This window comes from Streptomyces sp. NPDC013457 (assembly GCF_043089925.1).
GTDB lineage: Bacteria > Actinomycetota > Actinomycetes > Streptomycetales > Streptomycetaceae > Streptomyces.
On record NZ_JBICBL010000005.1, the window covers coordinates 176074 to 200167 of the forward strand.

A 24094-nucleotide genomic window follows, 5' to 3' on the forward strand; every position below is an offset into this window, starting at 1 on the left:
GAAGCCCCCCACCGTAGGACGGTGAGGGGCTCAGCAGGGTTGAGAGCGCCGGTACTAGTACCAGCGGTTGGCCTGCCAGAAGTTCCACGCGCCGCAGGGGCTGTCGTAGCGGCTGTTCATGTAGTTCAGGCCCCACTTGATCTGGGTGGCCGGGTTCGTCTGCCAGTCGGCGCCGGCCGACGACATCTTCGAACCCGGGAGGGCCTGGACGAGACCGTACGCGCCCGAGGACGGGTTGGTCGCCCGGTAGTTCCAGCCGGACTCGTGGTCCACGATGTTGCTGAAGCACTGGAACTGCGAGGCCGGGATCATCTGGCGGGCGATCGCCTTGACCTCGGAGATGGAGTACGAGCCCTGGGCCGAGAAGCTGGACGCGTCACGGACGGAGGAACGCTCGGCGCGCTCGGCGGCCTCCTTGCGCTCCTTCTCCGCCTTGTCGGCAGCCTTCTTCTTCGCCTCGGCGTCCTTGGCCGCCTGAATACGGGCAGCCTCCTCCGCGGACTTCTTCATGGCCGAGTCGGCCGCGGCGGCCTGGACGGCGGCCTGCTCCGAGAGCGAGGAGACCTGTACCTGGGCCTGCTCGCCCGCGGGAATGTCCGCGAGCAGCGTGGTGTCGGCCGCGGTGGCCTCGAAGTTGTCGTCAGAGGGCTGGGTGTTGCCCGAGGCAACGCCCACGACGGCGCCGACGGTGGTGACCGCAGTGGCCGAAGCCACCGCGAATCCCCGGACCGAGATCCGGCTCACACGGTTTCCTTCCAGCATCGTCCACAGAGGTGACCACGTGGGCGAAATCGTGCCCCTGGCGCTGGTCTCCGACGTACTGGGTCACAGAAGACACGGGCCCGTGGTGCTGTGGGCGGCATACGGCGAACGAGTGTTGAGTTGTGTGGTGCAGCACCTCTGGAGGTGCACGTGTGCCGTATGCGGGGCCTGACGGAAGCAAGACTTTGCCGGACGCCGACACCGCAAGGCAATTCTGAGTTGCGTGTGAAAGCTCACACCTCGTAAGTCGCAGGAGTTTTGGCCGATTTCCCGGACAGCACGACGCCGCCCGGCTAAGCTCCTGCGCTCTGCCGGGCGGCGCCAACTCCCGTACCCGTACGGGACCATGCGAATCGGGTCAGATCTGAACGTCCTCCAACATTTCGGTCACCAGGGCGGCGATCTGCGACCGCTCCGAGCGGGTCAGCGTGACGTGCGCGAAGAGCGGATGCCCCTTCAGCTTCTCGACCACGGCGACGACTCCGTCGTACCGGCCGACCCGGAGGTTGTCGCGCTGGGCGACGTCATGTGTCAGCACCACCCGCGAATTCGCCCCGATACGGGACAGAACGGTCAACAGGACGTTCCGCTCCAGCGACTGGGCCTCGTCCACGATCACGAACGCGTCATGGAGCGAGCGACCCCGGATGTGGGTGAGCGGCAGGACCTCCAGCATCCCGCGCCCGAGCACCTCCTCGATGACCTCCCGGCCCGCCACGGCCGAGAGCGTGTCGAAGACCGCCTGCGCCCAGGGGCTCATCTTCTCGGCCTCGCTGCCCGGCAGATAGCCGAGCTCCTGGCCGCCGACCGCGTACAGCGGACGGAACACCATCACCTTCTGGTGCTGCCGCCGCTCTAGGACCGCCTCCAGGCCCGCGCACAGGGCGAGCGCCGACTTGCCCGTACCGGCCCGGCCGCCCATCGAGATGATCCCGACGTCCGGGTCGAGGAGCAGATCCAGCGCGATCCGCTGCTCGGCGCTGCGGCCCCGGATACCGAAGGCCTCCCGGTCGCCGCGCACCAGCCGGACGTTGCCCTCCGCCGTGATCCGGCCGAGCGCCTTGCCCCGCTCGGACTGCAGGACCAGACCCGTGTGCACCGGAAGCTCGGCGGCCTCCGGCACGTACAGCGTCTCCTGGTCGTAGAGGATGTCCACCTGGTCGGCCGAAAGGGCCAGTTCGGACATTCCGGTCCAACCGGAGTCCGTGATGGCCAGCTCCGCGCGGTACTCCTCCGCGAGGAGACCGACCGAGGACGCCTTGATGCGCAGCGGCAGGTCCTTGGAGACGACCGTGACGTCGTACCCCTCGGCCTGCAGATTGCGCGCGACGGCCAGGATCCGGGAGTCGTTGTCCCCCAGCCGGTAGCCGGCCGGGAGCACTCCGGGGTCGGAATGGTTCAGCTCGACACGCAGGGTGCCGCCCAGCTCCCCGATGGGGAGCGGGGCGTCCAGGCGCCCGTACCGGACCCGGAAGTCGTCCAGGAGGCGCAGGGCCGCCCGGGCGAAGTAGCCGAGCTCGGGGTGGTGCCGCTTGGCCTCCAACTCGGTGACCACGACGATCGGGAGCACGACCTCGTGCTCGTCGAACCGTGACACGGCGTTGGGGTCGGCCAGCAGGACGCTGGTGTCGAGTACGTAGGTGCGCCTGTCGGACAAGCGGCGCTTAGTGCTGGTCACCACGGAAGGACAGACCCCCTTTGACGACCCCTGAGAGGTCGGGGCGCGACGGAAGCGGTGTCGCTGCGGGATGGGACCGGGCTCTGGCCACGATGCGCGGGCCGAGCTCCGGCCCTCCGCTCCGTCCGTACATGTCCTGCACGGTCGTCCTGGTGCAACGGGCCTCCCGGGTGGCGGTCTCCGTGCCGCTCACTCTGGAAGGGGTATTCCCGCGAAAAGACTCAGCCATGCCATGGCATATGACGACGTGTTCGTGAACAGAGTCGAACGTCCGGTGATCGTCCGGCGACGGAGCCCGTGCTTCCGTGCTGCTTCCGTGCTTCTCCGTGCTGCGTCCGGTGGGTTTCCGCGCCGCTTCAGGCCGCTCGTACGGACCTCCGCGGTGCCTCCGCGCCGCTTCCGGGCCGCTTCCGGGCCGTCTCCGCGGCCCCCCGTGGCGCTGCCGAGGTTCGCTCAGGTGCCGTAGCGGCGATGACGGGCGGCGTAGTCACGCAGCGCCCGCAGGAAGTCGACCTTGCGGAAGGCCGGCCAGTGGACCTCGCAGAAGTAGTACTCGGAGTGCGCGCTCTGCCACAGCATGAAGCCCGACAGGCGCTGCTCGCCGCTCGTACGGATCACCAGGTCCGGATCGGGCTGGCCGCGCGTGTAGAGGTGCTCCGAGATGTGCTCGACGTCGACGATCTCGGCGAGCTCCTCGAAGCTCGTCCCCTTCTCCGCGTGCTCCAGGAGCAGCGAGCGGACCGCGTCCGCGATCTCCTGGCGGCCTCCGTAGCCCACGGCGACGTTCACGAGTATCCCCGTGTTGTCGTGCGTGGCCTGCTCGGCCTCCTTCAGTACGGACTGGGTACGGGCCGGCAGCAGGTCCAGCGTGCCCACGTGGTGCACGCGCCACCGGCCGTCCGAGGCCAGGGCGCGCACCGCGCCCTCGATGATCGAGAGCAGCGGGCCCAGCTGGTCCTCGGGCCGGTTCAGGTTGTCCGTCGAGAGCATCCAGAGCGTGACGACCTCGACGTCCGTCTCGGCGCACCAGCCGAGCAGCTCCTGGATCTTGTCCGCGCCGGCCTTGTGGCCCTGCTCGGGGGTACCACCGGAGGCCTTGGCCCAGCGCCGGTTGCCGTCGAGGATGACACCGATGTGCTTCGGCACCTGGGCGTGATCGAGGCGGCCTTCCACCCGGCGTGCGTAGAGCCCGTACACCAGGTCGCGCAGGTTCACTGTTCTTAACCCCTCCATGCTGCGGCGGCCCCCGAAGCCGACACACTACTGCGGACGGGTAACAGGCTCCCAGCCCGGGACTGTCACAAGTCCGTGATAAGCAGAGATACGTGACTGATTCCCCGATCTACCGCGCCTCCGCGGACCGCTACGAGCACATGGAGTACCGCCGCACCGGCCGCAGCGGACTCAAGCTTCCCGCCGTCTCCCTCGGCCTCTGGCACAACTTCGGCGACGACCGCGCGCTCGACGCGCAGCGCGCGATCCTGCGCCGCGCCTTCGACCTCGGCGTCACCCACTTCGACCTGGCGAACAACTACGGACCGCCCCCGGGCTCCGCCGAGCTGAACTTCGGCAAGATCTTCGCCCAGGACTTCACCCGGTACCGGGACGAGCTGATCGTCTCCACCAAGGCCGGCTACGAGATGCACCCCGGCCCGTACGGCGAGTGGGGCTCCCGCAAGTACCTGATGTCCTCGCTCGACGCCTCTCTGAAGCGGATGGGCCTCGACTACGTCGACATCTTCTACTCGCACCGCTTCGACCCGCACACCCCGCTGGAGGAGACGATGGGGGCGCTCGCCTCCGCCGTCCAGCAGGGCAAGGCGCTGTACGTCGGCGTCTCGTCCTACAACAGCGAGCAGACGGCCGAGGCCGCGCGGCTCCTGAAGGAGATGGGGGTCCCGGCGCTCATCCACCAGCCGTCGTACTCGATGATCAACCGCTGGACCGAGGAGGACGCCCTCCTCGACACGCTGGAGGCGGCCGGCATGGGCTGCATCTCCTTCGTGCCGCTGGCGCAGGGGCTGCTCACCAACAAGTACCTGAAGGGCATCCCGGAGGGCTCGCGGGCCACGCAGGGCAAGTCCCTCGACCCGAACCTGCTCTCCGACGAGGTGCTGCGGCGGCTGCACGGCCTGGCCGACATCGCCGAGCGGCGCGGACAGTCGCTGGCGCAGCTGGCGCTCCGCTGGGTCCTGCGCGACGAGCGGATGACCTCCGCGCTGATCGGCGCGTCCAGCGTCGCGCAGCTGGAGGAGAACGTGGCCGCGCTGGCGGGGCCGCCGCTGACGGAGGAGGAGCTGAAGGAGATCGACTCCTTCGCCGTGGACACCGAGGGCACCAACATCTGGGCCGGCCGGGGCTGAGCCGTCCGGTCCGGCCGGGGCTGAGCCTGTCCGGTCTCGTTGGGGCTGAGCCTGTCCGGGCCGGCCGGGGCTCGGACGCGAGGCCCGCGTCACGGGGGCGCGAGGCCGACGCCTCAGGCCGGCTCCACGGGGGCGCGCCAGGCCGTGGGGAAAGAAAACGGGCCGGTCCGTGGGGGGGATACGGACCGGCCCGAGGGGGGGTTTCCACCATAACCCTTCAGAAGCCCTGCTGCGCGCCAAGCGGTGCCGCCGACCTGTGCCGGATGACGCGGAGCCCAGTCGGGACAAGGCTCTTGGGGTGCGCTGGCGGGTTTGCGCCCCGGCGTGGCGGCGGGTTCCGTACCTCCCAAGAGGGACCCTCCCCGAAGGGTCCCAGGTTGACGGCGCTCCCCGTCACGCGGCCTCCGCGGACCTCTGCGCCTCCTTGGCGGCGAGGATGTCGGCCATGAAGCGATCGCCCCACTCCCCCAGCGGCATCAGCGCGGTGTTCAGCGCCTCACCGAGCCCCGTGAGGGAGTACTCCACCCGGGGCGGGACCTCCGGGTAGACCTCGCGGTGGACGACCCCGTCCGCCTCCAGCTCCCGCAGCTGCTGGATCAGCACCTTCTCGCTGACGCCCGTGACCTGCCGCCTCAGCTCCCCGAAGCGGATGGCGCCGTGCGCGTGCAGAGCCCACAGGATCAGCGGCTTCCACTTCCCCCCGACCACGTCGACGGCCACCTCGATCCCACAGCCGTACGTCGTCTTCCCCTTGGCCATGCCAACTCCTCGTCTGTCCCGGCTCTTCGACGCGTCGACGCGTCGCCCCTTCGGCCCTTCGACTCTCCCCCTACTCCGCCAAGGCGGACAGGACCTGACCTATTCCGGGCCTACGGTCGACGCATGACGACCTCCACCCCACCACAGGTCACCTGGGCGCAGGCCGACGCCCGCAGGATCCACCGGCAGTTCCTGGACGAGCCGACGGACGCCCCGCCGGCGGCGGTCGCCGCCGCGATGCTCGGCGCGCACGCCCAGGTCCTGTCTGCGGCGGAGCTGTCCGTCGCCCTGCGCACCGCCGACGCCACCCGGGCGGACGTACGGGCGGCGCTGTGGGAGACGGGCACGCTGGTCAAGACCTACGGCCCGCGCGGCACGGTCCATCTGCTGCCCGCCGCCGACCTGCCGATGTGGACCGGCGCCCTGTCGGCCGTCCCCGGCGGGGCGAGCCCGATGCCGCCGGACGTACGGATGACGGCCGAGCAGACGGACCAGGTCCTGGCCGCCGTCGCGGACGCCCTGACGGACACCGAGCTGACCGTCGACGAACTCACGGACGCCATCGTGGCGCGCACCGGGCCCTGGGCGGGCGAGCGGGTGATGGAGGCCTTCCAGGACAAGTGGCCCCGCTGGCGGCAGATCACCCATCTGGCGGGACACCGCGGGGTGCTGTGCTTCGGCCGGGACCGGGGCCGGAAGGTCACGTACACCAACCCAGGGGTGCGTCCGGCGGAGGGCACGACGGCCCTCCGCGAGCTGGTGGAACGCTACCTGTACGCCTACGGGCCTGCGTCTCCCCAGCACTTCGCGAAGTGGCTGGCGGCACCGGCGGGCTGGGCGACCGGGCTGTTCACCTCGCTGGCCGAGGCCGGCCGGATCGAGGAGGTGTCCTTCGACGGCGCGACCGGCTGGGTCGTCGCACGGGACACCGACTTTCCGGACCCGCGGCCGGCGCGCGGGGTGCGGCTGCTGCCGTACTTCGACGCCTTCACCATCGCCTCGCAGCCCCGCGAACGGCTCTTCCCGGGCGCCGCCCACGGCCGGGCGCTGGCGGGCGGCCAGGCCGGGAACTACCCGGTGCTCCTCGTGGACGGAACGGTCTCGGGGGTCTGGCACCAGCGGCGCTCGGGGAAGCGGATCACGGTGACGGTCGAGCCGCTGAAGCCGCTGAGCGCGACCCGCCTCCGGGACGTGGAGGCCCAGGCCGACCGCGTGGCGACGATCCTCGAGGGTCGTCCGGACCTGGTGGTGGGCACGGTGCCGGTGGGCCCGCACGCCTAGGAGGCGCGGCGGAGGAGGGTGATGCCGTCGCGGGCGGCCACGACCTCGTAGCCGTGCGACTCCCGGGCCGCCTTCAGCTCCCTCTCCTGCTGCTCCTTCGGGTACGGCCACGGGCCACTCTGCTGGGGCCAGGCCTCAGGCGGTACGGCGTCGTAGACGATCCACTCCGCCGTAGGGGCGGGCAGCGGGCCGGTCTCCCGGAGGTCGAGACGGGTGTCGACCGGGAACGTCGGGAAGATCACGACCTCGCAGCGCGAAGTGAGCTGCGGGGCCAGCCGGTTGGAGGCGGCGACGGTGGCATCGTCCGGGATGCGGTCGAGCAGCGCCCGCGCGGCCCCGATGTGCGGCGTGGTCCGCCAGGTGGGCCGCTGGGCGAGCTGGGCCAGGGGGAAGGACGGGATCATCACCACGGTCACGGCGAGGACGATGACGAGCGAGGCACGCACGTTCCGGGCGGGCGCACCGGGGGACGGCGACTCCGTGGCCGCCTGGCGTTCGCGGCCCAGGACGTCGATCAGACCGGCGAAGACGACCGGCATCAGGATCGCGCTGTAGTGGTACGCCGTGCCCCAGTGGAAGGTGTTCTCCGAGACCATCCGCCAGCCGAGCGTGGGCACGGCGATCAGCGAGAGCGGCGAGCGCAGGGCGAGCAGCGCGGACGGTGCGAAGACCAGGATCAGTGTCATCGCCTTGACGTCCGGGCGCAGTGCGTCGATCGGGGCGTGGGCGAGAGTGGAGAGCAGCGAGCCGTGCCCGTCGGCGAGGTGACCACCGTGCGCGTAGGCGCCGCCCGGGTTGAACGCCGGCAGCAGCAGCTTCACCTCGATCAGCGAGCCGAGCAGACCGACCGCCGCCGTGGCGGCCCCGAGCCGCCGCGGCCCCTTCAAGGCGACGTAGACACCGACAGCCGCAAGGGTCAGCCCGAGGTCCTCCTTGACGAGGAGCAGGGGCGCCGCCCAGGCGACGGCGACGCCCCAGCGCCGGCGCCCCAGCGCCTCGAGCGCGAACGCGAGCAGCGGCACGGCGAGCGCGACCTCGTGGAAGTCGAAGGCGGCCGCGGAGGCCACGCCCCAGCTGAGCCCGTACCCGGCGGCGACCACGTGTGCGGCCCGGGTGCCGAGCGCGCGCCGCGCCCAGCGCGCCAGGGGGACGACGGCCAGGGCGAGCAGGGCCGACTGGGCGACGAGCAGACAGAGGGGCGAGGGCCAGAGGCGGTAGAAGGGCGCGAGGGCTGCGAGGAGCGGGTGGAAGTGATCGCCCAGGAGATGGAAGCCCGGGCCGCGCAAGGGGACGACGGGGGCACGGAGTTCGGCGTACGCGCGGACGGCCTGCTCGAAGATGCCCAGGTCGTAGCCGGTGGTCCGCAGGAGCTGGTGGCGGCGTACGGCGACGGTCGCGTAGAGAAGACACAGGCCCGCTGCCCACGCCCAGGGGAGGACGGCGGGCCGCCGGTACCAGCGCACGGGAGGCGGAGTGGCCTCCCGTTGCGACACCACGGGCAGTTTGTCAGTCATTGTCCGCATGTGCCTGAATGCTAGGCCGCGGACCTCAGGGCGAGGCGGAGAGCGCGCCGAGGAGCAGCCCGACCAGGGCGCCGCCGATCATGAACGGCCCGAAGGGGATCGCCGACCTCCCGCTCCCGCGCCGGAGAACGACGAGACCGAGCCCGTACAGCGAACCCGCGAGGAAGGCCGCGAACGTACCGACGAAGAGAACACCCCAGCCGTACCAGCCCAGAGCCGCGCCCACGCCGAGCGCGAGCTTGACGTCGCCCAGGCCCATGCCGCTCGGACGGATCAGGAACAGCACGAGATACCCGGCGCCCAGGGCGACTCCGCCGAGCAGCGCATGGAACCAGGAGCCGGCGTCGTACGGCAGGAGTTCGGCACCGAGCAGGAGCAGCGGGACGGCCGCGGCGAGCGGGAGCGTGAGCGGGTCGGGCAGCCGGTGCACGCGCACGTCGACGGTGGCGAGGAGCACGCCGAACGGTGCGAGGAGCAGCCAGACGGCGAGTTCGGGACGCGGCCCGGTGACGGCGGCGAGGGCGGCACAGGCGAGCGCCGTGAGGAGGGGCGCGGTGAGGACGGTGCGGAGGGGGACGGTGAAGGCAGTGCGGAGGGGAACGGTGAAGGCAGTGCGGAGGGGGGCGACGCGACGTGGGGCGGTCCGGGGGCGCGTGGAGGTTGCGGGAGCCGTCGGGCCGGACTCGGACGACGGATGGGTCGCGCAGGCCGCGCACGCCGGAGCGCCCAGCCAGCCGCGCGCCGGTCCCACCAGCGCGTGACCCGCCCCGCAGGTGTCCCGCCACGGCTCCTCCGGATCGACCGACAGCCGGTACGCGGCGCGCGGCACCAACAGCCCGGTGGCGGCACCCCACAGCGCGGCGACGGCGACGGCGATCAGCGTGGCTAACACCCGCCGCACCCTACCCAGCCGCACCGCTACCGTCTCCCCCATGGGGAGATGGCAGGACGGGACGGGAACACTGACCGTGCCCACGGGGCAGGTCGGGCTGGAGATCGCGGCCACCTACCGGGCACGCCGAAAAGGCCTGCTCGGCCGGGACGGGATCGAGGGCGCGATGCTCATCACCCCGACCAACAGCATCCACACCTTCGGCATGCGCTTCCCCGTCGACGTGGCCTACCTCGACCGGAACCTCACGGTCCTCGCCGTGGTGACCATGCGGCCGGGCCGCCTCGGCATGGTGCGCCCACGCGCCCGGCACGTCCTGGAGGCCGAGGGCGGGGCGATGGCGGGCTGGGGTCTGCGCAAGGGCGTCCGGGTCACGGCGGTCCCGACCCCAGCAACGTGAACGCGCCGTACGCGCCCGACGCGAGCGCGAGCCCGGTGAGCACCAGGACGCGGTTGCGCACCCGAAGGCGTACGAGCGCAGCCGCGGCCGGCAGCAGAAGGCCGAACGCGGGCATCATCAGGCGCGGCCGGGAGCCGAAGTAGGCGGCGCCGATGAGCGACACGACGACGACCCCGATCGTGTACACGAGCAGCGGCAGCGGCTGCCCCTGCCGTACACACAGCACGACCAGCCACCCGAGCAGGCCGAGCGCCGCGCACAGCCCGAGCGCGGCGAGCGGCGGCAGGCCCCAGATGAAGCGGGCGAGGGCGACACCGCCGTCGATGGAGTTCCCCCAGGCCGCCTGGACGTCGAAGTACGCGGTGGCGCTGCCCTCGCGCACGCCGACGTAGACGATGTACGCGAGCCAGCCGAGGGGCGCGAGGAGGACGCCGGCCACCATGCGGGCGGGCAGCTTCCGTTCGCGTACGACGGTGACGAGGGCCGTGATCCCGAGGGCGGCGATCAGCGCGGCGGCCGTCGGCCGGGTGAGCCCGGCGCACGCGCACAACGCTCCGGCGAGGATCCAGCGGCCGCGCAGCACGGCCAGGACCGACCAGGCGGCGAGGGCGGTGAAGAGCGTCTCGGTGTACGCCATCGACTGCACGAACGCGGTCGGGTACACGCCCCAGAGGACGGCCAGCACGACACCGGCCGGCCGGCCTGCGACATGGGAGCCGACCGCGTAGATGCCCCAGGCGGCGGCGAGCGAGGCGGCCCAGGAGACGAGGAGCCCGGCGGTGGCGGCGTCGACGGGGAGGACGCTGGACAGGGCCCGTTCGAGCGCCGGAAAGAGGGGGAAGAACGCCAGGTCGGAGTGGACGCTGCCGTTGGGGAGGGTGACCTCGTACCCGTAACCGTTCTCCGCGATCCGGACATACCAGACGGAGTCCCAGCGGCCCGACAGCCGGTGCAGCCCGTCCTTGCCGGTCGCGACGGCGGCGAGGGCGAGGATCCCGAGGCCGATGAGGCGGGTGGCGGCGTAGCCGCCGAGGGCCACGGCGGGCGAATCGGGTGCACGGAACGACAGAGACGAGCGGGGCGAAGGGGGCCGGTCTGGGGACATGCGCTCGATTATGTCCGGCGGCCGGGAGCGGTCGGCGACCCCGGCCGGGAGCGGTCGGCGACCCCGGCCGGGGGCGGTCGGCGACCCCGGCCGGGGGCCCGGCCGGGGGCCCGCTCGGGACCCGGGCCGGGAGGTGGTCGGTGACTCGCCCGGGGCCCGGGGCGCGGGCCGGGAGGTGGTCGGTGTGCCCGGGGCCCGGGGCGCGGGGGCGGCGCTCACCCTGAGGGGCGGATGCGGCCGAAACGCGCGGCCATGACCGGGCCGAGCTCCCTGACGATGGCGTACCCGGGCTCATGGGGGTACGGCAGGTCGTTGAGGAACGAGGTGACGATGACCTCGTCGACGCCCATTTCCCCGCGGGCGCTCTGCTCCTCCAGGAAGTCCAGCGTGCGTCGCCAGTCGGCTGCCGCCGGGTCCTCCCCGAGGAACGAGCGCACGGTGTTCTGGACGACGTCCCAGAAGAACACGTGCGGAAGCACGCCGCCCTGACTGAACACGTGGTCGTCGTACGTGCCCCGGAACTCGGGGATGCGCGCCACAAGATCGCTGACCAGTCGCACGCTGGGGGATGTCGTTTCCATCGGCAGTCCACTTCGGAGCAGCAGTCCCGGCGCCCGTTCCGCCCGTTCCGACCAGGATGCGGCATAGAGGCACAAGTTATCCACAGGGGATGCGAACGTTCGCCCGTCCGTGGATCGTTGGGGCATGAGAGGAGAGACGGAGGAACTGGTGAGGGTCGCCCGGGGCGGGGTGCTCCTCACGGTGTGGGCGTACGGAGCGGGCTGGTCGCGTGGCCGGGCGACGAGAAGGCTCCGCGCGGACGGATGGCAGCCCATCTGCCAGGGAGCCTGGGCGGCCCCCGGCAAGGAGGTCGACTGGCGCGTCCGCGCCAGAGCCCACCAACTGCTCCGCCCGGAGCTGGTGTGCAGCCACGGCACGGCGGCGGCACTGCACCGGATCGAGGTACTCGGGGGGATCGGGGGGAGGGGGATGGGGGCGGGGGTGGGGCCCCCGGGGGGACCGGACGCCTCGGAGGTGCTGGACTTCACCGTGCCCCGCCCCGGCCGGTCCTCCCGTACCGCCGAAGGGGTACGCGTCCACTCCACGGAGTTCCTCACCGCCGGCGATTGCGTCATGCGCGGGGGCCTGCGGGCGACAAGCCCCGCGCGGACGGTCGGCGACCTGATACGGAGCTGCGGCACCCGCGAGCACGTGGTCGTGGTCGCGGACTCGGCCCTGTCGCGCCGCACGGTCCGGGGCGTGCGCCGCGAGCCGCTCGTCCACCGCGAGCAGCTGGTGGCCGAGCTGTCCGCACCCCGGCCGGGCGCGACCCGGGCCCGCCGCTGGCTGCCGTTCGCCGACCCGGCGTGCGGCTCCCCGGCGGAGACGGTCGCCCGCCTCCGTATGCGGGACGCGGGCCTGCGCCCCGAGTCCCAGCCGCTGCTCCACACCCGCGGGGGCCGTTCCCTGCGCCCCGACTTCCTCTTCCGGGCTCAGGGCCTCGCGGTCGAGATCGAGGGGTACGCCTTCCACGGCAGCCGCCAGGCACACGACCGGGACATCCGCCGCTACAACGACCTCGCGGACTGCCCGGAGGTCCGCCGGGTCCTCCGCTTCACGGCGCGGGACGTGTTCCTCCGCCCGGAGGCTGTGATCGCGACGATCCGGGGGGTGCTGGGGCAGTTGGGCACGTGAGCGAAGGCCCGGAGCAGGCGGGGGGAAAGGTGGTACGGGAGGGAGGGGGTACGGGCGGGCGGTAGTACGGGAGCGCGGTACGGCAGGGGTGCGGGAGGCGGTACGGCGAGCGGTACGGGACTTCAGCGCTTAGCGTGCCGGATCTCCATCCGCCCGTACCCCATGGCCCCGGAGATCCGGATCGTGGGTCCGGTGCGATGGGAGCCGGTCCGAGGCCTGTAGCGCACGTCCTTCCACTCGGTGCGGGCCGTCATCGAGCATTCGACCGTCGAGATCGAGCTCCAACTCGGCACCGGCTGAGCCAAGATCACGGCGCCGCGCGACGCGATCGTCGACGTCGAGGGTCTGTCGCGGTCGTCCTCGCTGATCGGTCGCGGTCGGCCTTCCGGCAACGCTGTCACCTTGGCACCCTGCTCACGGGGCGACGGGTCGGTAGACGAATCCGCTCAAGGGCGAGAGGACCTTCCAGCCGAGCGCTTCGTAGAGCGCCCGGCCCTGGACGGTCGCGCCGAGGATGCCGGTGGACACCCCGTTCTCGACGGCCGCGTTGGTGAGTGTGTCCATCACCATCGTTCCGAGGCCTCGGCGCTGGTGGGCCGGTTCGGTGACGATCTGGTCGAAGACGCAGGCGGTACCGGTCAGACCGGTCTGGCCGCACGCGGCGAGTTCCCCGTCGGCGCTCAGGATGCGTACGTAGGTGACGCCACTGGCGGTCTCGACGGCGGCGGTGTACCCCTCCGGCCCCTGAACGCGCGAGGGGCGCAGGTCGATGGCCATCAGGTAGCAGGGATCGGTGGGTTCCCAGGCGGACGAGAACCAGGGTTCCATGGCGTGCGGTGGGAGAAACGCCTTGACGCACGTGGTGGGTTCGGTGACCGAGCCGATGAGCCGGCGGGCGGTTCCGGCGTCGGTGTCGGTGTCGGGGTCGGTGCCGAGGAGGACATGCCGGACCGCCTGGGTCGGCTGCCCGACCTCGATCCGGAGTCCCCAGGGCACGTCCACCGGCTTGGGTGTCCCCCGGGACACGGCCCAGCCTTCGGCCCACGACCGTGCAGTCGCCCACATTGACCCCACCCCGAGACACGTCTGCCGACACGAGGCGAGAGAGTCCACGGCCGGTGTGTGAAGACTGACCCGTACTCCCACGCCATCGCACTGTACGGGACGACGACCGACAGCGAATCGCCCACGGACGCAGGCCGCTTGGGCGGATCCCGCTACGCGCTGGTGCGGGGGAAGGAGATCTCGACGCGGCGGTTCTTGGTACGGCCTTCCTCGGTGGCGTTGTCGGCGATCGGGTAGTCCTCGCTGTACCCGCGGATGTCGAAGGTCTTGCCCGGGTCGAGCGTCTTGGACAGCTCCTGTTGCACGGCGTCGGCGCGCTGCTTGGAGAGCTTGAGGCCGTGCTCGTACGTCCCGAGGTTGTCGGTGAACCCGAAGACGCGGACGCGGCTGGAGTTCTGCTTGTTGATCTCCACGGCGATGGCGGCGATACGGGCGGTGGCGGCGGGACTGAGCTTGGCGCTGTCCTTGCCGAAGAGCACCTCGGCCTGGAGGGCGAAGGTCACGTCGACATTGGTGTCCTCCCGCCGCTGTTCCCCGCCTTCCTCCTCGACGACCTGCTTGATGTCGAGGACCTTGGGCGCGGCGAGGGTGGCTCCGTCGGGAAGCATGAGTTCGGGCGAGTTGGCGTCGATCTCGGGGGGCGGGGAGGCGCTGGAGGTGGAGTTGGGGGGATCGTCGGCGAGTGCGGGGGTGGCCGTACCGGCGACGAGGAGCAGGGAGGCGGCGGCGAGGGCGACGAGGCGGTGGGGAGTCATGGCGGCGTCCGTCAGGAGAGTTTGATGGTGCCGGGCTCGAAGGTGGGGAGCTGGAAGGTGACCTCGGTGGTCTGTTCTGCGGGGGCGGGGAACTGCATGAAGACTTCGGCGGAGGCGTCGGCCCGGAAGATGTCGAGGCCCGTCGTTGTGAGGGGCCTGCCGTCCGTGTCCCGGAGCACGTAATAGCGCTTCTTCGCAGCCCCGTCCACCAGGGTCGCGCCGCCCAGAGAATCGCCGTGCTTCAGCACTTCGGTCTCGTTGCCCTTCACGGCTTGAGGAAGGGCGCGCCCCTTGTCGGACGTATTCTTCAAGAATCCCTTGACCGTGAGAAAGCCTCCGACATCCCGCTTGGCCGACGTGATGGTCAGCTCGAATCCGTCCTGCCCCTTGAGTACGGCCAGAGTCTCCTCCGGCGCCTCCGACTGAGGCTTCTCGTTGCCCTCGCTCCTGTCGGGAGCCGAGGAGCTCGCGGATGACTGAATCTTCGGAGGCTCATCCTCGCTGCCGCAGCCGGCTACGCCGAGGACCAGGCCGGCCGCGGTGACCGCCACGGCCCACCTCCTGAGGGCCGTCGTTGCGTACCGAACACTCATGAACGGGAATCCTTCGCTTGTCAGTCGGCCAGTCGAACGATGAAGAGGTCTGCCGCGCCCGGGAGCTCCGGCCGGTCGGGGTCGATCGTCCACGGAACACCGTCGCATGTGAGACCGAGGATCGGAGGGGGTTCTGTCGGCGTGGGCCTCGGGTCCGGCTCAGGGTCCGGCTCGGGATCGGGATCGGCCGGCGGCTCGGGTTCCTCGGTCGGTTCAGGAGCCTCGAACGTGCACAGCGGCTCGATGACGGCCGTGGCCGACGCCGTGGCGTGCTGGTTCTCCGTACCCGGGATCACCGAACTTCCGACGCTGTCGCTGTTGCGCACTTCCACTCGGAAGCCGTGCTCGCCGACGGCGAGCGGGACACACCCTTCACCCGTGAGGCTCGCGTCGTTCTTGGCTGCGAACGAAGCCGCTTGCTGACACGCGGCGTACTCGTCGTACTCGCCACCCGAGAGGAAGTCGTTCCACTGTGTGGGGTCGAGAACGACGGTCAACCAGCCGTCCCGCAACTGGTCGCGAGCGTCCTGGGCCGCTGCCAACGCGGCTGCGTCGGCGGCAGTCTGAGCACCGTTCCGGTTCGCCGCGGCCTGGCCGACGGCGAAGTATGCGAACGCCAGAAAGAGCAGGCCCGCCATCACCGTGATGTAGACGGGGAATGCCTGCCCGGAATCCTTCTGCGCGCCGACGAGCGCTAGTCGAGGAGATCGGCGATCTTGTTCGAGATCGCGGTCCTGATGGTGTTGCCGATGCTCGTCCCGCTGATCGCCACCACGATCGCCACGACCACCACGATGATCCCCAGGTACTCGACCGCCGTCTGGCCCCGGTCCCGGTCCCGGTCGTTCGCCGCCCTTGTGCGCATCCATCCGCCGAGGTGGACCTTCGCCCTCGTCACAGCCTTCAGCAGCGCGTCGCTCATGGTGGTCCCCTCCGGATGTGTAGGCACGTGCACCGTACGCCCCCGTGCCCTCCTCCCCACAGGGCCCGTAGGCCCAAACACGGGCCCACCTCGTCATGTGTGTCATGACGCCGCCCGGGTGCCCAGCCAGGCTGCTATGGCTTCGCTGCGGGAGGTGGCGTGGAGTTTGGCGAAGATGCGGTTGATGTGGTTCTTGACCGTCTTCTCGCTGATGAAGCATGTGCAGGCGATCTGACGGTTGTTCAGTCCCGACGCGATCAAGTCCATCACCTCCCCCTCCCTCACGCTCAGTCCAAACCGTGCCACATTTGGTTGCACCTGCGAAGCCATTCTGCCAAATCGCAATGAATCCGAGACGATTGGCCTTTCGCAACCATGTGCAGTCGCACCCCTAACCACCCCCACCAAGGCGTTCGCCGCCGTCGGTGTGAAGCGCGCCCGGCCCGCGCGTACGTCGCAGACCGCCGTCACCAGTTCCTCCGCCGTGAACTCGCCGTGGACCAGGTAGCCCCCCGCGCCCAGCCGCAACGCCTCCTGGACGACCTCGCTCTCGCCGCTGTACGTCAGCATCAGCACCGGCGCCACCCGCACCAGGTGCGGCAGGGCCGTGAGGCCGTCGACGATCGGCAAGCGGACGTCGATGAGGACCACGTCCGGGCGGTGGCGGCGCGTCTCGTCCATCGCCGTGCGGCCGTCGGGGGCCTCCGCGACGACCCGGATGCCCGTGCCGGCGGCGTCGAGCAGGGCCCGCACGCCCGCCCGTACGACAGGGTTGTCATCCGCGACGACCACCGTCAGCGTCATCGTGCGTCCACCTCCTCGGCCCCGCGCGGGGTCGTCGTCACCGCGTCACTCCCCCGTGATCGAGCCGAGGTTCGTCCCCGTGCCCAGGAACAGGCCCGCGCCCAGCAGGATCATCGTCGCCGGGACCATCAGCGTCGTGATCACCATCGTGGCCTTCGGGACCGCCTTCGCCGCCTTGCGGCGGGCGTTCTGCGCGTCTGTCCGCCGCATGTCGTTGGCGATCTGTATCAGCGTCTCCACGATCGGCGCGCCCAGCTCCTCGCCCTGCTGGAGCGCCGTGACGAACTGGGCGACCTGTTCACTGTCGTTGCGCCGGCGCAGTTCGTCGAAGGCCTGCCGCCTGCTCACACCCATGTCCATCTGGCGCAGTGTGATGCGGAGTTCGTCGGACCAGGGTCCTTCGTACTGGTCCGCCACCCGGTCGAGTGCCTGGCGGAAGCCGAGCCCCGCCGACACCACCACCGCGAGGACGTCGAGGAAGTCCGGCAGCGTCCGCTCGATCTGGTCCTTGCGGATGCGGATCGCCGACCAGATGCCGACCTCGGTCCAGAGCGCGGCGAAGGCGAAGAGCAGCAGCGCGACGAGGACGTCGCCGTTGGAGAGCATGACCAGGCCGCCGAGGCCGCCGAGGAAGCCGTAGACGGCGCGCCTGGCTCCGTACCGGTCTATGGTCAGCCCGCCGGGGTTGCCCGCCAGGTCGATACGGCGGCGGACGGCGTTGACGCGTTTGGGTCCCATCGCGCGCAGGACGGCGGCGGAGTAGCGCATGCCGAGCCGGTCGACCACGGAGTAGACGGCGCCGGTGCGCGTGGAGCCGACCTCAAGGGCGAGTTGCAGGTCGTCGGGGAGTCTGGCGTCGGCCCGGTAGAGGCGGATGCCGTAGAAGATGCCGGCGACCGAGATGCCGGCGGTCAGGGCGAGCAGAAGTTCCATGTCCGGCCCCTCACACGTCGATCTTCGAGAAGCGGCGGATGACGACGAAGCCGACGACGTACAGTGCGAAGGCGGTGACGACGGCGAACTGGCCGAGGCCCGAGCCGGTCATCCGGTCCAGGGCGCCCGGCTGCATGTTGTCGATGAGGAGCAGCGAGCCGACGCCGATGACCGGGACCGCGTACGCCGTCATGCTCACCTGGGACAGCTGTGTACGGACCTCCCTGCGCGTCTCCTTGCGCTCCTCCAGGGTCTCCGTGAGGTTGCGCAGCGAGGAGACGACGGTACCGCCCGCTTTGTTGGCGAGGACGAGCGTGGTGACGAGGACGACGAGTTCGCGGGAGGGCAGGCGTTCGGCGAGTTCGCCGAGCGCGTCGTCGATCGAGGTGCCGACGGCGAGCTGCTGGGCGACCTTCTCCAGTTCGTCGCCTGCCGGTGCCTCCATCTCGTCGGCGGCCATGCTGAGCGCCATCCGCAGGGCGAGGCCGGCCTGGGTGGCGTTGGCGAGGATCCGCGACAGCTCGGGCAGCTGGTTGATGAACTTCTCGATGCGCTTCTGGCGCTGCCAGTTGAGGAAGCCCATGGCCACCCAGAGGCCGAGGAGTCCGCAGATCGGGCCGAAGAACGGGGAGAGCGCCGCCTGTCCTGCGATCCACAGCGCGACCACGAGCACCGCCATCGCGACGACGAACTCGCCGGGTGTCACGTCGAGGCCGGTGGCGGAGATCCGCAGCTCCAGTTTCCGGCCGAACGCGGTACGGCGCAGGCGCCGGTCGATTCCGCGGAAGCGTCGCCTGCGGCGGCCGGTGCCGTCCGGGCCGCCGCTCTGGGTCAGCCGGGCGACGAGGGCGGCCCGGTCGGCGGCCCCGCGCGCGTACAGGCGGATGCCGAGCACGCCGAGGACGCAGGCGAGCAGCGCGACGCCGGTCACCAGCCAGGTGAGTGGGTTCATCTCCGCCTCATCTCCGTCCCTCTGCCTCTGCCTCTGCCGCTAGCTCTGCCTCTGGCTCCAGCTCCGCCTCTGCCTCGGTCATGTCGCTTCCCGGGTGGCGAGCTGGTCGTCGGACGCGGCGACACCGAAGGCCTGCGGTATCGGCTGGCCGGCCAGGTAGAGCCGGTCGGCGACCCGGCGGGGCAGCGGGTGGTACTCGTACACGCCGTAGACCCGTCCGTCGGCCGCGAGCGGCTGGGCGCGGAAGGCGCAGACGGTGGCGAGGGTGAAGCGCTCGCGCCCGTTCGACGCCAGGACGGCGATCTCGGTGACGCGGCGCGTGCCGTCGGCGTGCCGGGTGAGCTGGACGAGGACGTCGACGGCGCTGTTGATCTGGTCCCTGAGCGCTTCGAAGGGGACCTTGACCTCGGACATCGACGCCAGGGTCTGGAGCCGCATCAGGGCGTCCTCGGCCGAGTTGGCGTGGACGGTGGCGAGCGAGCCGTCGTGTCCGGTGGACATGGCCTGGAGCATGTCGAGGGTCTCGCCGCCGCGGACCTCGCCGACGATGATGCGGTCGGGGCGCATGCGCAGGGAGTTGCGGACGAGGTCGCGGATGGTGACCTGGCCGCGCCCCTCGATGTTCGGGGGGCGGCTCTCGAGGCGGATGACGTGGGACTGCTGGAGCTGGAGTTCGGCCGAGTCCTCGATGGTGATGACCCGCTCGCCCTCCGGGATCAGCTCGGAGAGCGCGTTGAGGAGGGTGGTCTTGCCGGTGCCGGTGGCGCCGGAGACGATCACGTTGAACTTGGCCTGAACGAGTCCGGCGAGCAGCAGGACCATCTGTTCGTCGAGCGAGCCGAGGCCGACCATCTCGCGGAGCGTGTACGCGCGGGGGAAGCGGCGGATCGTCAGGGTCGCCCCGGTGAGGGAGAGGGGCGGGATGATGACGTTGACGCGCTCGCCGGACGGCAGCCGGGCGTCCACCATCGGGTTGGACTCGTCCACTCGTCGGTTGACGGTGGAGACGATCCGCTCGATGGTCTGCATCAGCTGCTCGTGGGAGGCGAAGCGGAGCGGGAGGAGTTCGACGCGGCCCGCGCGCTCGATGTAGATCTGGTCGGGGCCGTTGACCATGATCTCGGTGATGGAGGCGTCTTCGAGGAGCGGTTCGAGGACGCCGAGGCCGAGCGCCTCGTCGACGACGCGGCGGATCAGCTGGGCCCGTTCGGCGGTGGAGAGGACGGGGCCTTCGCGGCTGATGATGTGGCCGAGTACGCGTTCGAGCCGTGCGCGCCGCTCGGCGGCGGCGAGCGCGGACATCTCGGTGAGGTCGATCTCCTCGAGGAGTTTGGCGCGGAAGGAGGCGACCAGGTGGCCGTCCTCCCTGGTTCCGGCTCCGCCTTCCTCGGGCGTGTGGATACGGGCCCGCAGGCTCATGGCTGCTCGTCCTCCTCGGGCTGCGGCAGGGTGGCACTCCTCGTCACGGCCCCGAAGCCGTCCCAGAAGGGGACGACGGACGGGATCCGTACCCTCACGGTCGCGGTGAACTCGCCGGACCCTTCGGAGGTGGTGACGACGCTCCGTTCGGCGATCCAGTCGCTCATCGCGGCGCGCCCCGCCTGCTGCGGGCCGAGGGTCGCCTCGTCGTGGGTGGCGGCCCGCGCGGCGGCCCGCGCGCCGGTGCCGGCCTGCTGGGCGGCGTACGCGGCGATGCCGAGCTGGATGCCGGCGAGGCCGACGAGCAGCAGGACGGGCAGGAATCCGAGGTACTCGACGGCGACCTGCCCCAGGTCACGGCGCCCGGCACCGCCTGCGACGCGGTGGGTCGTGGTCCGCTTGTCGCCACGTCCCGCACCACGGACAGCCGGGTGGGCCTCGGTCCCCCGGTCACGGCGCCCGGCACCGCGTACGGCGCGGTGGGTGCCCGTCCCCCGGTCGTCGTGCCCTCCGGTGGCCGCGTCTCGTCGTGTCATCCTCCGGCCTCCTTCTCCCGTACGGCTCCGGCCTCGCTCGTCACCGTGAAGGGGAAGTCGATCGCACCCGGGAAGAGCACCGGTACCTTCAGCCTCACCCTCGCCTGGGCGAGGTCGCCCGAGGCGTCGCAGTCCACCTGCGCCGACCACGATTCGCCCACGTGCCGCTTCCCCGCCTCGCGGTAGTCGCCGTCGACCGCGCAGACCCGGGCCGCCTCGTCCGCCGCGTTGCCCGCGAGCGTGAACGTGTAGCCGACCAGGACGCACTGCCAGAGCAGGACGAGCGTGAGCAGGATGAGCGGCACCATGCCGAGGAACTCGACGGCCACCTGCCCCCTGTCGTCCCGCGGTGTACGCCCGGTGGCCGGCATGGCTCAGCGCCCGCCCTTGCCGCGGGTCAGCCGTGCGAGCTGCTTCCCCGACCCGACCGCGATCGCGCCCTGCCCGCCCCGGCCTCCCCGGCCGCCCCGCCCGGCGTGGCCGTCGCGCCCGCCCTCGCCCGGCGCGCCGACCAGGCCCAGTTCGCCCGCGAGGGACCAGAGGGCCTGCTTCACGCTGGAGCGGGCGTCCAGTTCGTGCATGCGGCCCGCGTCGACGACGCCCTGGAGCTCCTTGAAGTTGGCGGGGACGACGACGCCCGAGATCCGCGTTCCGGTGATCTTCTGGATGAGCGCGGGCTGGATCTCGGTGGCCCGGGTGTACCGGTTGACCAGGAGCGTGGTCTCCTCCGCCTTGCGGATCTGGAGCCGGTCCCACATCCGTACCGTCCGCTTCGCCGCCCGCACGGTGACGACGTCGGGCGTGGTGACCAGGATCGCCGCGTCGGCCATCTCGACGGCGGCCGCGTTGGCGCCGTTGAGGTACGTGCCGCAGTCGACGACCACGACGTCGTAGCGGGAGCGCAGGGCGCTGACGATCTGGCGGGCGGAGCGGTCGGCGACGTCCTCGGCGCGTTCGCCCTCCGCCGGCGCGAGGAGCAGGGCGATGCCCGTCTCGTGGACGTACAGGGCGTCCTGGAGGACGCGGGGCGAGATGTCGTCGACGGCCGCGAGGTCGGCGACGGAGCGGCGGAACTGGACGTCGAGGTACGAGGCGATGTCGCCGCCCTGGAGGTCCATGTCGACGAGGGCCACGTTGCGGCCGGAGGCCCGGGAGGCGAGGGCGAGCTGCACGGCGGTGACGGTGGTGCCGACGCCGCCCTTGGCGCCGCTGACGGTGACCACCGTGCCGCCGGGGCCGGTGAGGACGTCGGCGCCGGTGCCGAGGTGACGGCGGACTCCGACGGACCACTGGGCGGCGGCCTGCACGCGGCTGGCCAGTTCCTCGTATCCGAGCGGCAGGGTGACGAGGCCTCGGGCGCCGGAGTCCATGGCGGCGGAGAAGAGCACCGGGCTCGCGTCGGCGGTGATGAGGACGACCCCGACGGCGGGGAAGCGGAGGGCGACCTCGCGGACCAGTTCGAGGGCGGGGACGGGGCCGATCCGCTCGTGGACCAGGACGACTTCGGGGAGTTCGGCGACGGACTCGGCGGCCAGCCGGGCGAGGGTGTCGACGAGCTGGGTGGAGTCGGCGACGGGCGGGGCGGGTTCGGCGTCGGGGAGCTGGCTGAGCAGGCTGGTGACGGCCCGGGCAGCGTCGGGGTCGGCGACGGCAGGCAGGATCCTGGTGGTCATACCGGCCTCACTTGTCCTTGTCGAGCGTGTAGGTGCGGTCGCCGGGGGCGAGGGTGGGCTCGCCGCCGGGCGCGACGAGGGCGAGCCGGACGTGTTCGGCGAAGGACTCGGCGTACGCGACGCGCTGGGTGTCGATGGTGGAGAGCGCGAAGGTGATCGGGACGGCTTCGGTGGGCCGGCTGGTCCGGTCGTTGCGCTGGGAGATGGGGGTGAGTTCGCCGACGTCGAGAACCCGGGCGTTGCTCACGATGACCTTGGACTGGGCGGCCTGGCCGCCCTTCTCACCGGCGAACGTGGCGTAGATGTTGACCGTGGCGCCGGGGGTGATCTTGCCGGCGACTCCCGTGGCCGCGTCGATCATGATGGCGATCTCCTGCTGGCCCGGCTGGAGGGCTGGGCGCGCGACGATCATGTCCGACTGGAGGAGCGAGCCGGAGGCGAGCGTGGTGACGGCGATCTTGCCGTTGATCTGGTCGAGGTCGGTGACGGCGGTGTCCGGGAGCCAGCGCTCCGGCATCGAGATCTTCTCGAACTGCCCGGCCTTCAGAGGGGTGTAGGGCGCCACCCTGTCCTTGATGCGGTACGCCGTCACCTCGGGTCCGACCTTGGAGTTCACGTCGTCGATCACCGAGAGGACGCCGGCGAAGGCAGCGAGGGCGCACAGGACGGACAGCAGCAGCAGGATGACGCCACGACGCTGGCGGGAGTTCATTGCCGGACAACCTCGATCGGGGGTACGTGTGGCTCAGCGGACGGGGGACGTGAGCGCCCTGGGCGCTCGGGACGACCGGAGCGCCCGCGGTTCCGACCTGTCGGAGGGCGGACCGGCGGCGTGGGATCCGCCGCCCTGGGACCCGGCGGCCTGGGATCCTGCGGCTTGGGATCCTGCGGCTCGGGCCCCTGTGGCATGGGCCCCGGTGGCGTGGGGTCCTGCGGGCACGGGGGCGGCCAGCGGGGCGCAGCAGAAGGCGCAGCGGTCGCCGATGAGCTCCATTTCGCACCAGTGGCAGGTCTCCCGGCGTACGGAGGAGACCAGTTGGTGGAGGACGGCGATGTCCGACAGGTACGCGGCGAACTCGACCAGCCGCCCCGTCCCCCACCATCCGGGCGACTCGGCGGGCAGCGGCGCCTCCTGCACTCCCTGGACCTGCCAGCGCGGCGCGAGGGTGCCGGTGGGCCAGTCGGTCTGCAGGTGTCCTCTGGCCAGCAGGAGCTGGGTGGCGAACTCGGGGCCCGTGGGCGGTTCGACTCCCGGTCCGACGCGGACGAGCTGCGGGACGGGTCCGGCCAGCACGGCGAACTGGGAGCCGGGCAGCCAGCCCTTGAGGTGCGACTTCAGGCCGACGGGTACGCGGTCGAGCCTGGCGACCGAGCCGAGGACCGCGCCGGCGTAGACGTAGTGCGCGAGCAGCCGGGCCGCGGAGGCGACGACGCCGGGGCTGAAGTCGCAGACGGAGAGCTGGCGCAGCTGCCGGGCGAGGACGGCGACACCCAGGGGCGGCAGATCGGTCTTGACCAGGGCGATCCGGTCGCTCTCCAGGAGGGCGCGGCCGGCGTGGAGCCGCTGTTCGGCCGCCTTGGGCAGGGAGGTCGGGCAGACGACGATCACATGACCGTAGCGGTCGAGGAGGAGTTGGAGGTCCGCGACGGCGGAGGCGAGCGGCCGGGTGTCGAGTGCGGGCAGGACGGCGGCGGTGGGTGTCTGCTGGTCGGTCGGTGGCAGCACCAGATCGGCGCTGGTGACCGCGATCGCTGTCGGCACGTCGGGCTCCCCGTCCCCATGTCCCCATGACTCACTGCGTTCACCGCGTCACTGCACGGCGGTGCTTCTGCACTTTATCCACGTCCCGCGGGGTGGTGAACACACAATCCGCCAAGCACAACGAGAAATCTGGGCCCGGGCGGGTCGCGTGGGACCCCTGCACCGGGCCCGGCCCTGGTCCCGCCCTGGTCCCGCCCCCGGATTCACCCCGGGGGCCCCTCA

Annotated in this window: 25 protein-coding genes and 1 pseudogene; 4 read left to right on the forward strand and 22 right to left on the reverse strand. The window is 71.4% G+C overall.

Features of this window, described 5'->3' with window-relative positions:
* Window positions 1-54 precede the first annotated feature (54 nt).
* The 3 genes from ACF1G2_RS15280 to ACF1G2_RS15290 all read right to left on the reverse strand — a co-directional run bounded on the left by ACF1G2_RS15280 (window position 55) and on the right by ACF1G2_RS15290 (window position 3655).
* Entirely contained in the window at window positions 55-744 is a 690-nt protein-coding gene (locus ACF1G2_RS15280) for a transglycosylase SLT domain-containing protein (RefSeq protein WP_391798720.1), read from the reverse strand.
* Between the two features lie 376 nt (window positions 745-1120).
* A complete protein-coding gene (locus ACF1G2_RS15285; RefSeq protein ID WP_352190479.1) occupies window positions 1121-2443 on the reverse strand; it encodes a PhoH family protein in 1323 nt (440 codons plus the stop codon).
* A 450-nt stretch (window positions 2444-2893) separates the two neighbouring features.
* Window positions 2894-3655, reverse strand: coding sequence for an isoprenyl transferase (locus tag ACF1G2_RS15290; RefSeq protein WP_391798721.1), 762 nt, complete (start codon window positions 3653-3655; stop codon window positions 2894-2896).
* 110 nt (window positions 3656-3765) lie between these two features.
* On the opposite strand from ACF1G2_RS15290, the gene mgrA reads away from it, so the two are divergent.
* Window positions 3766-4803 carry an L-glyceraldehyde 3-phosphate reductase gene (mgrA, locus tag ACF1G2_RS15295; protein ID WP_391798722.1) on the forward strand — a complete coding sequence of 346 codons (1038 nt, stop codon included), beginning with the start codon at window positions 3766-3768 and terminating at the stop codon, window positions 4801-4803.
* A 393-nt stretch (window positions 4804-5196) separates the two neighbouring features.
* On the opposite strand, the gene ACF1G2_RS15300 is transcribed toward mgrA, so the two are convergent.
* Complete coding sequence (locus ACF1G2_RS15300; protein ID WP_352190482.1) at window positions 5197-5562, reverse strand: helix-turn-helix domain-containing protein; 366 nt, start codon at window positions 5560-5562, stop codon at window positions 5197-5199.
* Between the two features lie 123 nt (window positions 5563-5685).
* Between ACF1G2_RS15300 and ACF1G2_RS15305 the strand changes: the two genes are divergently transcribed.
* Window positions 5686-6843 carry a winged helix DNA-binding domain-containing protein gene (locus tag ACF1G2_RS15305; protein ID WP_391798723.1) on the forward strand — a complete coding sequence of 386 codons (1158 nt, stop codon included), beginning with the start codon at window positions 5686-5688 and terminating at the stop codon, window positions 6841-6843.
* Here the strand turns inward: ACF1G2_RS15305 and ACF1G2_RS15310 are convergent.
* Both ACF1G2_RS15310 and ACF1G2_RS15315 read right to left on the reverse strand, forming a co-directional pair.
* Window positions 6840-8366 carry a DUF2079 domain-containing protein gene (locus ACF1G2_RS15310; protein ID WP_391798724.1) on the reverse strand — a complete coding sequence of 509 codons (1527 nt, stop codon included), beginning with the start codon at window positions 8364-8366 and terminating at the stop codon, window positions 6840-6842. The two genes, ACF1G2_RS15305 and ACF1G2_RS15310, sit on opposite strands and share 4 nt — an antisense overlap.
* A gap of 25 nt (window positions 8367-8391) precedes the next feature.
* Window positions 8392-9300, reverse strand: coding sequence for a prepilin peptidase (locus tag ACF1G2_RS15315; RefSeq protein ID WP_391798725.1), 909 nt, complete (start codon window positions 9298-9300; stop codon window positions 8392-8394).
* Here ACF1G2_RS15315 and ACF1G2_RS15320 point away from each other — a divergent pair.
* Window positions 9299-9658 (forward strand): DUF192 domain-containing protein, encoded by a 360-nt coding sequence (locus ACF1G2_RS15320; protein ID WP_391798726.1) that lies wholly within the window; start codon window positions 9299-9301, stop codon window positions 9656-9658. The two genes, ACF1G2_RS15315 and ACF1G2_RS15320, sit on opposite strands and share 2 nt — an antisense overlap.
* Here ACF1G2_RS15320 and ACF1G2_RS15325 read toward each other — a convergent pair.
* Together ACF1G2_RS15325 and ACF1G2_RS15330 are read right to left on the reverse strand one after the other, a co-directional pair.
* Window positions 9630-10763, reverse strand: a complete 1134-nt coding sequence (locus ACF1G2_RS15325) for a hypothetical protein (protein ID WP_391798727.1) — start codon at window positions 10761-10763, stop codon at window positions 9630-9632. The two genes, ACF1G2_RS15320 and ACF1G2_RS15325, sit on opposite strands and share 29 nt — an antisense overlap.
* A 215-nt stretch (window positions 10764-10978) precedes the next feature.
* Window positions 10979-11344: a hypothetical protein gene (locus ACF1G2_RS15330; RefSeq protein ID WP_391798728.1), complete on the reverse strand. Its 366-nt coding sequence runs from the start codon at window positions 11342-11344 to the stop codon at window positions 10979-10981.
* A 124-nt stretch (window positions 11345-11468) separates the two neighbouring features.
* Here ACF1G2_RS15330 and ACF1G2_RS15335 point away from each other — a divergent pair, with 124 nt between their 5' ends.
* On the forward strand, window positions 11469-12458 hold the full coding sequence (locus ACF1G2_RS15335; RefSeq protein ID WP_391798729.1) for an endonuclease domain-containing protein: 990 nt from the start codon (window positions 11469-11471) through the stop codon (window positions 12456-12458).
* Between the two features lie 414 nt (window positions 12459-12872).
* On the opposite strand, the gene ACF1G2_RS15340 is transcribed toward ACF1G2_RS15335, so the two are convergent.
* The 14 genes and pseudogenes from ACF1G2_RS15340 to ACF1G2_RS15405 form a co-directional block, all read right to left on the reverse strand.
* A complete protein-coding gene (locus tag ACF1G2_RS15340; RefSeq protein WP_391798730.1) occupies window positions 12873-13484 on the reverse strand; it encodes a GNAT family N-acetyltransferase in 612 nt (203 codons plus the stop codon).
* 191 nt (window positions 13485-13675) lie between these two features.
* Window positions 13676-14278, reverse strand: coding sequence for an OmpA family protein (locus ACF1G2_RS15345; RefSeq protein WP_391798731.1), 603 nt, complete (start codon window positions 14276-14278; stop codon window positions 13676-13678).
* An 11-nt stretch (window positions 14279-14289) separates the two neighbouring features.
* Window positions 14290-14829: a hypothetical protein gene (locus tag ACF1G2_RS15350; protein ID WP_391798732.1), complete on the reverse strand. Its 540-nt coding sequence runs from the start codon at window positions 14827-14829 to the stop codon at window positions 14290-14292.
* A 62-nt stretch (window positions 14830-14891) separates the two neighbouring features.
* Window positions 14892-15527 (reverse strand): annotated as a pseudogene (locus ACF1G2_RS15355) (pilus assembly protein TadG-related protein); the annotation flags it as partial.
* A gap of 38 nt (window positions 15528-15565) precedes the next feature.
* Window positions 15566-15793 (reverse strand): Flp family type IVb pilin, encoded by a 228-nt coding sequence (locus tag ACF1G2_RS15360; RefSeq protein WP_391798733.1) that lies wholly within the window; start codon window positions 15791-15793, stop codon window positions 15566-15568.
* A gap of 102 nt (window positions 15794-15895) precedes the next feature.
* On the reverse strand, window positions 15896-16597 hold the full coding sequence (locus ACF1G2_RS15365; protein ID WP_391798734.1) for a response regulator: 702 nt from the start codon (window positions 16595-16597) through the stop codon (window positions 15896-15898).
* 45 nt (window positions 16598-16642) lie between these two features.
* Complete coding sequence (locus ACF1G2_RS15370) at window positions 16643-17530, reverse strand: DUF5936 domain-containing protein (protein ID WP_391798735.1); 888 nt, start codon at window positions 17528-17530, stop codon at window positions 16643-16645.
* Between the two features lie 10 nt (window positions 17531-17540).
* Window positions 17541-18482 (reverse strand): type II secretion system F family protein, encoded by a 942-nt coding sequence (locus tag ACF1G2_RS15375; protein ID WP_391798736.1) that lies wholly within the window; start codon window positions 18480-18482, stop codon window positions 17541-17543.
* Between the two features lie 78 nt (window positions 18483-18560).
* Window positions 18561-19901 carry a CpaF family protein gene (locus ACF1G2_RS15380; protein WP_391798737.1) on the reverse strand — a complete coding sequence of 447 codons (1341 nt, stop codon included), beginning with the start codon at window positions 19899-19901 and terminating at the stop codon, window positions 18561-18563.
* Window positions 19898-20437, reverse strand: a complete 540-nt coding sequence (locus ACF1G2_RS15385) for a TadE family protein (RefSeq protein WP_391798738.1) — start codon at window positions 20435-20437, stop codon at window positions 19898-19900. The genes ACF1G2_RS15380 and ACF1G2_RS15385 overlap by 4 nt, the downstream gene beginning before the upstream one ends.
* Window positions 20434-20808 carry a TadE/TadG family type IV pilus assembly protein gene (locus tag ACF1G2_RS15390; RefSeq protein WP_391798739.1) on the reverse strand — a complete coding sequence of 125 codons (375 nt, stop codon included), beginning with the start codon at window positions 20806-20808 and terminating at the stop codon, window positions 20434-20436. The genes ACF1G2_RS15385 and ACF1G2_RS15390 overlap by 4 nt, the downstream gene beginning before the upstream one ends.
* Window positions 20809-20811: 3 nt before the next feature.
* Window positions 20812-22110, reverse strand: a complete 1299-nt coding sequence (locus ACF1G2_RS15395) for a CpaE family protein (RefSeq protein WP_391798740.1) — start codon at window positions 22108-22110, stop codon at window positions 20812-20814.
* A gap of 7 nt (window positions 22111-22117) precedes the next feature.
* Window positions 22118-22822: a Flp pilus assembly protein CpaB gene (gene cpaB, locus ACF1G2_RS15400; protein WP_391798741.1), complete on the reverse strand. Its 705-nt coding sequence runs from the start codon at window positions 22820-22822 to the stop codon at window positions 22118-22120.
* A 33-nt stretch (window positions 22823-22855) separates the two neighbouring features.
* Window positions 22856-23872, reverse strand: coding sequence for a hypothetical protein (locus ACF1G2_RS15405; protein WP_391798742.1), 1017 nt, complete (start codon window positions 23870-23872; stop codon window positions 22856-22858).
* Between the last annotated feature and the right edge of the window lie 222 nt (window positions 23873-24094).